At 67.7% G+C, this 9747-nt stretch carries 13 protein-coding genes; 4 read left to right on the top strand and 9 right to left on the bottom strand.

Going from position 1 to position 9747, the window contains the following annotated elements:
• Positions 1-79: 79 nt before the first annotated feature.
• From NC7_RS15160 to NC7_RS15140, 5 genes are read right to left on the bottom strand one after another with little or no spacing between them, the layout of a single operon-like run.
• On the bottom strand, positions 80-571 hold the full coding sequence (locus tag NC7_RS15160) for a hypothetical protein (protein ID WP_067983450.1): 492 nt from the start codon (positions 569-571) through the stop codon (positions 80-82).
• Positions 568-969, bottom strand: coding sequence for an NUDIX hydrolase (locus NC7_RS15155; RefSeq protein ID WP_201449887.1), 402 nt, complete (start codon positions 967-969; stop codon positions 568-570). The genes NC7_RS15160 and NC7_RS15155 overlap by 4 nt, the downstream gene beginning before the upstream one ends.
• A gap of 45 nt (positions 970-1014) precedes the next feature.
• The gene (locus NC7_RS15150) at positions 1015-1494 is read right to left on the bottom strand and encodes a carboxymuconolactone decarboxylase family protein (protein ID WP_067983448.1); all 480 of its coding nucleotides are present in this window, start codon (positions 1492-1494) and stop codon (positions 1015-1017) included.
• Complete coding sequence (locus tag NC7_RS15145) at positions 1491-2570, bottom strand: NAD(P)H-dependent amine dehydrogenase family protein (protein WP_067983446.1); 1080 nt, start codon at positions 2568-2570, stop codon at positions 1491-1493. The genes NC7_RS15150 and NC7_RS15145 overlap by 4 nt, the downstream gene beginning before the upstream one ends.
• Before the next feature lie 52 nt (positions 2571-2622).
• Positions 2623-3726 carry a winged helix DNA-binding domain-containing protein gene (locus NC7_RS15140; protein WP_067983444.1) on the bottom strand — a complete coding sequence of 368 codons (1104 nt, stop codon included), beginning with the start codon at positions 3724-3726 and terminating at the stop codon, positions 2623-2625.
• 103 nt (positions 3727-3829) lie between these two features.
• Here NC7_RS15140 and NC7_RS28550 point away from each other — a divergent pair, with 103 nt between their 5' ends.
• The 4 genes from NC7_RS28550 (at position 3830) to NC7_RS15125 (ending at position 6364) form a co-directional block, all read left to right on the top strand.
• Positions 3830-4171, top strand: coding sequence for a hypothetical protein (locus tag NC7_RS28550; protein WP_157102015.1), 342 nt, complete (start codon positions 3830-3832; stop codon positions 4169-4171).
• Positions 4168-4611: a hypothetical protein gene (locus NC7_RS15135; protein WP_157102014.1), complete on the top strand. Its 444-nt coding sequence runs from the start codon at positions 4168-4170 to the stop codon at positions 4609-4611. Before NC7_RS28550 ends, NC7_RS15135 begins: the two co-directional genes overlap by 4 nt.
• A 65-nt stretch (positions 4612-4676) precedes the next feature.
• A complete protein-coding gene (dinB, locus tag NC7_RS15130; protein WP_067983441.1) occupies positions 4677-5912 on the top strand; it encodes a DNA polymerase IV in 1236 nt (411 codons plus the stop codon).
• A gap of 98 nt (positions 5913-6010) precedes the next feature.
• Positions 6011-6364, top strand: a complete 354-nt coding sequence (locus NC7_RS15125) for a PLD nuclease N-terminal domain-containing protein (protein WP_067983440.1) — start codon at positions 6011-6013, stop codon at positions 6362-6364.
• Here the strand turns inward: NC7_RS15125 and NC7_RS15120 are convergent, their stop codons facing one another.
• The 4 genes from NC7_RS15120 to NC7_RS15105 are packed head-to-tail and all read right to left on the bottom strand — an operon-like array spanning position 6365 to position 9743.
• Complete coding sequence (locus tag NC7_RS15120; protein ID WP_067983438.1) at positions 6365-7243, bottom strand: phosphoribulokinase; 879 nt, start codon at positions 7241-7243, stop codon at positions 6365-6367.
• Between the two features lie 10 nt (positions 7244-7253).
• Positions 7254-8342, bottom strand: a complete 1089-nt coding sequence (locus tag NC7_RS15115; protein WP_067983436.1) for a class 1 fructose-bisphosphatase — start codon at positions 8340-8342, stop codon at positions 7254-7256.
• Positions 8327-9331, bottom strand: coding sequence for an AAA family ATPase (locus NC7_RS15110; protein ID WP_067983434.1), 1005 nt, complete (start codon positions 9329-9331; stop codon positions 8327-8329). Before NC7_RS15110 ends, NC7_RS15115 begins: the two co-directional genes overlap by 16 nt.
• Entirely contained in the window at positions 9321-9743 is a 423-nt protein-coding gene (locus tag NC7_RS15105; RefSeq protein ID WP_067983432.1) for a ribulose bisphosphate carboxylase small subunit, read from the bottom strand. Before NC7_RS15105 ends, NC7_RS15110 begins: the two co-directional genes overlap by 11 nt.
• Positions 9744-9747 lie beyond the last annotated feature (4 nt).

Below are 9747 nucleotides of genomic sequence, written 5' to 3'. Positions count from 1 at the left end.
TGGATCGTCGCGCTCCCGATCCGCGCAGGGCGCGCCCGTGCGGACGCATGCCGCAGAAGGTCGTGCGGCGGAGGATCGGTCAGATCTGGTGTGACCACGCGATGCAGAACAGGGTGCCCGCCGCCGTGAACACCACGGCGAGCGGAATCGGCCACCATGATCGGTGACCGCCGAGAACCGTGTGTATCAACCGGACCTGTAGTCGTCCCAGCACCGCGACGACCGCGAGGAACGACGGTGCCAGAAGCAGACCGAGCACTGCGTGTACCGCCCACGCCCCGGCCGGAGTCGGCCCGCCCCACGCATTCCGGTACCCGTCGCCAACCAACATCGGATACGCCAGACCACGCACCAGCACCAACACACTCAGCAACGCCAGGAACCACCCGACCACCCCCACCCCAGCCGACAGCACCGAATGCGCCAGGCACCGGAGCAGCGACACCCCATGAGCACCCACCGGTTCGCGCAAAGTCCGCCGCGCCACCCGTACCCGGGTGCGGACCCGGGTGAATGCCAGCGGCACCGCGATCAGCTCGAAGATCGCCGAGCGGGCCGCCGCGTCGATCACCGCAGGGCCCCCGCGGCGGCCAGGTCGTCGAACAACAACTGGTCGACCGGCGGCACCAGATCCCGGTCGCCGAAACCGAACCAGGCGAGCGCCTCGATCTCACTGCTCGCCGTGAGCACACCCCGGTACTCGGCGGTGTAACAGGCCATCCGCACCACGACGTCCGCGTCGTCGGCCTCATAGGTGCCCACGTGGACGGCGGTCTCGGGCGACAACTCGACGGTCAGTTCCTCGGCCACCTCACGCACCAGCGTCTCCAGATCGGTTTCGGAGCCCTCGCGTTTGCCGCCCGGAATGTAGAAGACATCCTTACCGCGCGGACGGGCACACAGAATCCGGCCGTTGTCGATCAGAACCCAGGCCACGGTATCGATCAGCTGCCGAATCGGAGACTCCACGGCCCGCAGCCTAACCCGCGGGCCCGCCGAGCGCGCCCGCGCGACTCAATGCCCGGGCAGCACGCAGGCCGTGTCGAGGCCGAGAACCCGGTTGAGTCGCCCGAAAGCCAGCCACGAACCGATGCTCATGCTCAGCTCCACCACCTCGGGCTGGGAGTAGTTGGCGAACATCCGCGCCCAGAACTCGTCGTCGAGACCGTGATGATCGGTGGCATAACGTTCGGCGTACTCGGCGGCCAGCCGGGTTCGCTCGTCGAACCGGTCGGTGTCGCGCCAGTCGGTGACCGCGTCGGCGAACTCCGGTTCGACCTTGTGCCCGTCGCGTTCGGTGCGCCAGTCCTGGCAGAACAGGCACCCGTTGATCTGGGCGATCCGCAACCGGGCCGCCTCGAATTCCCGCAGCCCCAGCGTGGAGTGCTCGTACACCGACAGCGAGAACGCCGCCGCCGCGACACCGATGCCGGGCACCATCTCACCCCACACATACCCGATGGGGTCCTTGCCCTGCGGCACGTCGATGATCATGAGGTCTTCCTTCCGAGTTTGCCGACCGCGGCGCGCAACGGGACCTCGAGCGCGTCGTAGAGACCTGGTTCGGCGGCCACGAGCCAGTCGATCGCGTTGACCAATCTGCCCACCGCCGTGGCGTTTCCGCCCGCCGCCCGGTTGCCGCCCTCGTCGGTGGCGGACACATTCACCTCGATGCGTGGGCTGCCCTCGATGATCACGCGGTGGGCGCCCGCACCGTCGGGTGGTGTCGGCCAGTCCGGGGCGCAGTCGGGGTGGATCCGGGTGACGTGTTCGATGACGATACGCGCCTCGCCCGCGACGATGCCCTGTACCTCGAAGCGCACCGCGCCCTGTGTGCCCGCCGCGAACTCACCCATCCGCACCGTCTGCACAGTCGCATCGAGTGCACGTCGCTCGACGGTCTCGCGGATGTCGTCCAGTTCGACGTCCAACGCCCTGGCCAGCAACCGGATCTGCCCACCCCAGACCATCGTCGGCACCGAGGGCAGCAGCATCGGCGGCTGGTAGTCCATCGGCTGCCCCATCCCAACCAGGTAGCGCACCGAGTCGGGTTGGTCGTAGGTGGAGTAGTCGAAGATCTCCTGGCAGCGCACCACGTCGAGCGTGCCCGCGAGTCCGCTGACCAGTACCGGCAGCACATCGTTGCCCCAGCCGGGATCGATCCCGGACACGAACAGCGAGCCGCCGCCTTCCTCGATCGCCGCCAGTATCGGTTCCCGGATCTCGGGCGGGGCGTTGGTCGGGTCGTAGAGGGCGTAGAGCGCGGGCGTGACGACCACCGCACCGGCCCGGATCGCGCGCACGATGTCGGCGAGGGCGTCGTCGGGTCGGATGTCTCCGGATGCCGCGTACACCACCGCACCGGGTCCGGCCGCGAGCACAGCATCGATGTCGTCGGTCGCTCGCACGCCGAGTTCGGCGTCCAGACCCGCGAGCGCACCGGCGTCGCGGCCGACCTTGGCGGGGTCGTGGACGAGCACCGCGGACAATTCCAGCGCCGGATGGGCGGTGACGCAGCGGATGGCCGCGCGGCCGACATTGCCGGTGCCCCAGACGATCGTGGGGATCATCGCCTCACCGTAGCAAGCGCTTGGTTCGCTCGAGGCGGTTCGAGAAACCCGCCTACTCGATCCGGACCGTCAGGGTGTTCCCGATCGCGGAGCCGAGCCGCTCCACCGCCGCGTTCAGGGCACGCGGCGGCAACCGGACGCCGTCGAACGGTGTGACCACCACTTGCCCGTCCTGCTGTTCCCAGGTGCCCGCGATCCGACCGCCGACCAGGACCAGCGGCGAGATCCAGCCTGCCGTCCTGCTGACTTTCACCCGATGCTCGCTCGGCAGCAGCGCGGTGTCGCCGGTGCCGGGGCCGAGCACGTACTGGTCGAACGGGCCGAGCAGGTGAATGGCGTCGTCCGGGGTCGCGGACCGGAGTTCGTCGACGAACTCGGTGAGCAGCCAGCCCTTCCGGCCCTCCACCTCGACCTCGGTCAACTCCTCGCCCAGCGCCGCGAACCACCCCCGCACCACCGTCTTGCGCAAGCTGTTGCGGCTGAGCCAGGCGTCGAAGGTCTCCGGCGTCGCCGGACCGTAGGCACCGAGATAAGCCCGGATCAGCTCGGGCGCCGCCACATCGGGCTCGGGCAGCCCCGCCCAGCCCGGCACCACGTTCCCCGGCGCGGTGAAGGTGATCTTCGTGCCACGCATCGGACCGTGACACAGCGCCCCCTGCCACGCCAGCGGCTTGAGCACCGCGCCCCACCCCGACCGCAACTGCTCACCCAGATGCTCGAACCCCGGTTCGGCCAGGACCGCCGCCACCAACTCCTCGCGGGTGAGCGCCTGCTCGGCCAGCACCCCCGACACCACCTCGACCAAGGCCGCCACCTGGTCCGGGGTGGCCCCGAAGGTCTTGACCCACGACGGCTTCTCCCACGTCCGCGCCGACCCCATCAACGCCGACGCCGCCGCGGCCTGCTCCGGCACCATCGCGTGCAACGTCCCCCGCATCGCCCACGTCTTCACCAGCCCACCCGCCGACAGCGCCGCGCCCACCGATCCCACCGAAGCACCGCGCACCGCGACCGCAGTCTCCGCCGCCGACGCCACCTGCGCCTGCACCCCGACCAACCGCCCCGCGATCTCCTCGACCGCTCCGCCACTGCGAGGCGCGACGAACTGCCGCCCCAGCCGCCACGCGAACACCTGATCCCACCCGACACTCACCATGCGCACCAACCTCTTTCACCGACGACCCCGGACCCCCATCCCAGCAGACCGGTACGACAAACCCGGCGGTTGCGTCACACTGCGGCACATAAACTCGAAGCCGATGGCGACAGACGAGTACTTCTGGCCCGATGACAAAGAATGGGCGCGTCGGGCACGCACCGCATGGCCGGACACAGTGCAATCGCTGCCCGTCGGCAGCCTCGTGACCGGAAGAGTAATCGGGCGCCAGCCTTTCGGCGTCTTCATCGAGCTCGATCAGAAGCAGGACGCGATCGGTCTTTTGCGAGTCACCAGCTTGCCACTGGATACACAGCTTCCACTGCGCGGCGAGTCCGTCCACGGCCTGGTGCTGTGGCTCGAATCATCGAACTGCCAAGTCATCGTGGTGCCTCGGCGCGTAGCGAACCGGAATTCGGCAACTTCTGGACAGACACCGTGTTGAGCCGCTCCACCGGAACCGACATCGTCACCGAATCGTCCCCGTACCCGGCATCGTGCATCGAGTGCGGCGCGACAACGGACTCGACCCTGACCCAGGCGCTGGTAGGCGGACACGTCCGGTGGGACCTGGACGGATGCTGCGCGGCGTGCGGAGCGGTCTGGGCGAGCTGCGATCACCCCGACCAGGCGGGTTTTCGCGAAGCGATCCTGGCGGCGAACGGCCCGTCGATCCTCGAGATCGAGGGCGACGGCGTGCCGGTAGCGCTGGTGATGCGGGCATTGCGCACCGTGCGGTCTGTCTCCCTCGTGCAGGCACGGGCGATGGCGCAGCGATTGCACGAGACGGGGCTCGAGGGTACTCGAGTCGACATGGAATCCATCGCGGGAGCACTTCGACGATCCGGAATACCAGTGTGGATCCGGAAAGCTCACCGAGACTGACGTTCGCCGAAAATTTGCGGACAGCTGGTGGATGCCGCGTTCTTGTCGGACATCGATGCGAACATATGTTCGTGTCCGACTCCGCCGCCCCGCGCAACCCACGCATCCAGACCCGTGCCGAGGCGTCGATCCTGCATGCCGACCTCGACTCGTTCTACGCCTCGGTCGAGCAGCGGGATCGACCGTCGTTGCGGGGCAGACCGGTGCTCGTCGGCGGTGGGGTGGTGCTGGCCGCCAGCTACGAGGCCAAGGCGTTCGGTGTGCGCACACCGATGAACGCGGGGCAGGCACTGCGCGTGTGCCCGCACGCGGTGGTGGTGCCGCCGCGGATGTCGGCCTATGCCGAGGCGAGCAAGGCGGTGTTCGCGATCTTCCACGACACCACCCCGATCGTGGAGGGCATCTCCATCGACGAGGCCTTCCTCGATGTCGGTGGTCTGCGGCGCATCGGCGGGGAACCGGCCGACATCGCCCAGCGGTTGCGCGAACGCGTCCGCACCGAGGTCGGATTGCCCATCTCGGTCGGCATCGCCCGCACCAAGTTCCTGGCCAAAGTCGCCTCCGCCGTCGCCAAACCCGACGGGTTGCGCCTGGTCGCACCCGGCGGCGAACTCGACTTCCTGCACCCGCTGCCGGTCGAACGATTATGGGGCGTCGGCACAGTCACCGCCGCCACCCTGCACGCCAACAACATCACCCGCGTCGGGCAGCTCGCCGAACTCGGTGAAGCCAACCTGCGCGCCATCCTCGGCCCCGCTGCCGCCCGCCACCTGTTCGCCCTGTCGTGGGCGCGTGACCCCCGCCGCGTCGAAACCGGCAGACGCCGCCGCTCCATCGGCGCCCAACGCGCCCTGGGACGCCGCCACCGCGAACCCGACGAAATCGCCGCCTACCTCGACGGACTCACCGACCGTCTCGGCCGCCGCCTGCGCGCCGCCGACCGAGTGTGTCGAACAGTGGTGCTGCGCCTGCGTTTCGACGACTTCACCCGCGCCACCCGCTCGCACACCCTGGCCGAGGCCACCGACGCCACCACCGCCATCCGACAAGCCGCCCGCCGACTCCTCGACACCGCCGCACCACTCATCGCCGAACGCGGCCTCACCCTCATCGGTCTGGCACTGACCAACCTCGACGACGCCGACACCATGCAACTGACGCTGCCCCTGGAACCACGCGCCGACAACACCCTCGACGCCACCCTCGACGACCTGCGCCGCCGCTTCGGTTCCGCAGCCGTCACCCGCGCCGCCCTGCTCGATCGTGGTGAGGGCCTGTCGGTCCCACTGCTGCCCGACTGATCGACACCCCGACACAACGAACCGTGCGCACGTACGGCATCCTTGCTGCCGGGGGCGTCGGGGTCCTCCGTCCATCCATCACCATGAGGACTACCGCAATGCATTACGCGATCATCGGGTTTCTGACCCTCGCCCTGTGGGTGTACTGCCTCGTCGACATCGTCACCAGCCCCGACGACGGCATCCGCCACCTGCCCAAGATGGGGTGGCTGATCGTCGTCGTCCTGCTGCCGACCATCGGCGCACTGCTGTGGCTGTTCGCCGGACGCCCGGTCGGCCCGACGCGCCCGGTGTCCAACACTCGCTTCAGCGAATACGACCGCCCCGGCCGCCACATCGCCGCCAACCCCGACGACGACGAGGCCTTCCTGCGCGGCCTGCGCGAACGCGCCGAACAGCAGCGCCGCGAGGCCCGCAGACAGCAACAGCAGCACGACGGCGACGAGGCCTGATCACAGGTTGCGTTTGGGCCGTTTGTCCATCAACCGCAGGATCAACGGTGTGAAGATCAGCTGCATCGCCAACTCCATCTTCCCGCCCGGCACCACGATGCAGTTGGGTCGCGACATGAACGAATCGTGCAGCATCGACAGCAGATACGGGAAGTCGATCACCTTCGGATCGGCGAACCGGATCACCACGAAACTCTCGTCCGCTGTCGGGATGCTGCGCGCGATGAACGGATTGGACGTGTCGACCGTCGGCACCCGCTGAAAGTTCACGTAGGTCCGGGAGAACTGCGGGCAGATGTACTTCACGTAGTCGGGCATGCGGCGCAGGATCGTATCGATCACCGCCTCACTGGAATACCCGCGATGGGTCTTGTCGCGGTATACCTTCTGGATCCACTCGAGGTTGATGATCGGCACCACCCCCACCAGCAGATCCGTGTGCTGGGCGATGTTCACCGAATCGGTCACCGCCGCACCGTGCAGGCCCTCGTAGAACAACAGGTCGCTGCCCGGCGCGAGATCCTCCCAGGGGGTGAACGTGCCAGCGGGCTGCCCGTAGGGTTTGGCCTCCTCGTCGTCGTGCAGGTACTTGCGCACCTGCCCGACACCGGTTTCGCCGTACTCGCGGAACAGCGCCTCGAGCTCGGGCAGCAGATTCGCGTCCTCCCCGAAATGCGAGAACGTGGGGTTGGCCCGCGCCTCGGCCTCGGCCATCGCCAGTTTCATCTCGGCCCGGTCGTAGCGGTGGAACGAATCGCCCTCGACAACCACCGCGCTGATGCCCTCGCGACGGAAGATCTCCTCGAAAGTGCGTGTCACACTGGTCGTTCCGGCACCGGAGGACCCGGTGATCGCGACGACGGGATGTTTGACCGACATAGGGCGGCTCCTAGGTGCGCTGGTCGTGCTTGGCCGGGCGGAACAGCGAACGAGTCCCGAACAGCGAACTGTCGAAGCTTGGGCCCTCGTCGGGCTCGGCGTGATACCGCTCGACGCGCAACACCTCGTTGCGCGACCCGAAGATGAACGGCACCCGTTGATGCACCTGGCTCGGCGGCACCAACATCACCCGTTCGTGCCCGGTGGTGGCGGCCCCGCCCGCCTGCTCGACGATGAACGCGATCGGGTTGGCGCCGTACAGCAGCGAAACCCGCCCCGGCCGTGCCGGATTGCGGGTATCACGCGGGTACAGATACATGCCGCCCCTGGTCAGGATGTGGAAGGTGTCGGCGACCAAGGACGCCACCCAGCGCATGTTGAAATCACGGCCTCTCGGCCCCTCCACCCCTTCCAGGCACTCCTGCACGTACCGACGCACCGGCCGCTCCCAGAACCGTTCGTTGGCGGCGTTGATCGCGAAACCCGAGGTGTCCTCGGGGATCCGCATGCGCGGATGGGTGAGCACGAAAGCACCGATCTCCCGGTCGAGAGTGAACCCGTCGACCCCGCTGCCGGTGGTGAGCACCAGCATCGTCGCGGGCCCGTACAGGGTGAACCCGGCACACACCTGCCGTGCGCCGGGCTGCAGGAAGTCGGTGTCGGACGGTTCGGCGGTGCCGTCGAGCACCTCCTGCGGCGCGCGCAGAATGCTGAAGATCGAACCCACGGGCAGGTTCACGTCGATATTGCTCGACCCGTCGAGCGCGTCGAACGCCAGCAGATACTTGCCGCGCCGCTGAGTGGCGGGCACCGGCAACGCGGTGGCACGTTGCTCCGACAGCAACCCCGACAGATGCCCGGTCCACTGCGTCTGCGCCACCATGATCTCGTCGGTCAGGACATCCAACCGACTACCCGCCGACCCCAGCTCGTCCTCGTGACCCGGTCCCGGGATCACACCGCGCGTCACCTGATTGGCGATGATCTTGGTGGCGGTGGCGACCACATTCACCAGCGCGGAGAATTCCCCCGACGACCCGGGATGACGATGTTCCTCCTCGATCGTGTATCGGGTCAGCGTTTTCAAACTGGTCGGCATGGCGAGGCACCCACCTCCTCGAAAACACTGCTGCCGAGCACATCCTCGGCGCACAGCGTGACCAGATCCGACCGCGACAACGGCCGCCCCGACTCCACCAGTCGTTTCGCCTGACGCAAGCGGCACCGATCGATCGCATTGCGCACGCTGCGGGCGTTGGAGAACCGGGGCCGCGTCATGCGCACCGTCAAATACCGGGAGAACGCGTCGCGTGCGGCGGCATCGAAAGCGAAATTCTCCGCGGTCACCATCAGTTCCGCGATGCCGAGCAATTCCTCGTGGGTGTAATCGACGAACTCCAGGTGATGGGCGACCCGCGAGGACAAACCCGGATTGGCGGAGAAGAACCGGTCCATCCGATCCGGGTAGCCCGCGAAGATCACCACCAGATTCGCCCGCTCGTTCTCCATCTCCTGCAGCAGGATCTCGATCACCTCCTGCCCGTAGTCGCGTTCGTTCTCCGGTCGGAACAGGTAATAGGCCTCATCGATGAACAACACCCCACCGGCGGCCTTGGCGATCGCCTCCTTGGTCTTCGGGGCGGTGTGGCCGATGAACTGGCCGACGAGGTCGTCCCGGGTCACCGTGTGCACCTTCGGTTTACGGATGTAGCCCAGTGCGTGCAGCATCTGCGCCATCCGCAGCGCCACCGTCGTCTTACCGGTGCCCGGCGGACCGGTGAAACTCATGTGCATGGTCGGGCGCGACGACTCGAGGCCGAACCGGCGGCGCGCCCGATCGATCATCAACAGCGCCGCGATCTCGCGCACCCGCAGCTTCACATTCGCCAACCCGATCAGCTCGGCATCCAGCGCGGTCAAGGTCTCGGCCACATCGTGACCGGCCAGATCCTGCGAAAGATCGAGCAGCGCGTCGGCAGCCAGCAGTTCCTCGGTCTGCGGCGCGTCCTCGGTCGGACGCGACGGCCGGACGTCGGTGACGCCCGGCCGCGGCAACCGGAAACCGTTGGCGGTTCCCTCAGCCCCCATACCGCTGTCCCTGCGGACGTTCGGTGGCATAGGACCGCACGCTGTAGATCTGGCGGCGATCGGCACCCTCGGCGCGAGCCAACTCGAAGCCGGGCTCCTGCGCCGGACGCTGCACGAGGAAACTCAGCGCGGTCGTCTGCTTGGTGTAGGTGGCGTCATAGGCGTTGACCCGCACGTAGTGGCGCGGGAACGTCGAGCGGCACGCGTTGATCTCGGCGAGTACCCCGTCGGGTTCGTCCAGATCGAACAGCGGCAACCCCCACATCTCCCAGTAGGTGTTACGCGGATGCGGGTCGTCGGTGTACTCGATCGACACCGGCCAACTGTTGAGCAGCGCGTACCGCACCTGGGCGGCGATCTCGGCGTCGGTGAGTTCGGGCAGATACGAGAACGTCCCGTGTCGCAGATACATGACC

It is taken from the genome of Nocardia caishijiensis NBRC 108228 (assembly GCF_001612825.1).
Classification (GTDB): Bacteria; Actinomycetota; Actinomycetes; order Mycobacteriales; family Mycobacteriaceae; genus Nocardia; species Nocardia caishijiensis.
This window is presented reverse-complemented; position numbering and strand designations above follow the sequence as displayed.